Source organism: Kamptonema formosum PCC 10802 (assembly GCF_000332335.1).
In the GTDB taxonomy this organism is placed as follows: Bacteria; Cyanobacteriota; Cyanobacteriia; order Cyanobacteriales; family Oscillatoriaceae; genus Oscillatoria.
Map to the genome: position 1 here is coordinate 4085402 of NZ_KB235948.1, position 1109 is coordinate 4086510.

Annotated in this window: 2 protein-coding genes; one reads left to right on the forward strand and one right to left on the reverse strand. The window is 51.5% G+C overall.

Going from position 1 to position 1109, the window contains the following annotated elements:
* Positions 1-460 (reverse strand): FG-GAP repeat protein (locus OSC10802_RS40690; RefSeq protein WP_044170158.1); only part of this gene is annotated, 460 nt, incomplete at its 3' end.
* 343 nt (positions 461-803) lie between these two features.
* Between OSC10802_RS40690 and OSC10802_RS50195 the strand changes: the two genes are divergently transcribed.
* On the forward strand, positions 804-962 hold the full coding sequence (locus tag OSC10802_RS50195) for a hypothetical protein (RefSeq protein WP_155968000.1): 159 nt from the start codon (positions 804-806) through the stop codon (positions 960-962).
* Positions 963-1109: the final 147 nt, after the last annotated feature.

Here is a 1109-nt window from a genome sequence, read left to right on the forward strand (position 1 = left end):
AGCCGAAGTGGCTGTTGCGCGGCAAGTCAGCCGGTTGCAGTTTTGGCTTTGGCTGCGAAACGCCGCCCTCACACTGGAAAAGATAGGCCGCCCCTGCATTGGCTTGGCAGAGAGCGCCGGCTGCATGCGCCCCGACAATTGCCCAATTGCTGCTGATGGCTACAGAATAGCCGAAGTGGCTGTTGCGCGGCAAGTCAGCCGGTTGCAGTTTTGGCTTTAGCGTCACCGCTTTTATCGGATCGACGAAAACTAAACTGACGCCTGACCTGCTGACCTTAAGGCTGCCACTGTTATTCCCGTAGTCCCAAAAGAAACCATTCATCAGAAACCGCAAGGTTTGTCCCGGGTGGAGAACGATTGTCGCTTTTTTGGCAATATTGGTGACTTCAGCCGCTGTCAGGTTTTGGGCGACTAAGCCGTAAATGGCATTCTTCGGATACTTCGTGTATTTTTGAAGCACCGGCCACCTTTGTGGGAGCGACTCCTGAACCGCCGGGTGGAGACTGGCTAGCCCCTAGGCAGCACACTGTTGCAAGCTGGGATTTTTTACATCAGGCGACCAATTTCTCTCGGGCGTAAATGGCGTAAATGTGTCCGACGAGACTTCCGTGCTTTCGTGATTGGTATAGCAATAAACAGTTAGTTTAGGACAAATGCCCAATGGGCAATTTTACCGATTTGCGGGATTTGAGGCAACGAAAGAAGGACCCTATCGCGTCCTGCTTGCGCTTAGGGCTTTCATCCTTGTTTTACAGAAGAGGGATAACATGCCTCCTCCTGCCGGTTAAAGCCCCTTATCGCACTTGGGCTTTTTTGTCAAGCACCTCTCACCCCCCACCCGCCAAAAACTCGTCACTCGTCCTAACTTTCCGCTGCCTGAGGAAACCGCACCGCTTGTGACAGTTAGCACGGCAGAATCGGGGTTTCAACCGGCACTCCCCAGCCCCCCACCGGCTTTTTAGGGATTTAGGTTATAGAACCCCTCTATTATTGAAGTGTAACACAGCCCTCAAACGGCGCAAATTCGTTGCTACTTGCAATCGCTTCTCAATTATTTTTTTAACCCAAGTCTTAACCTTTATTTGTTCTTTGTATCAATACGCCGAGCC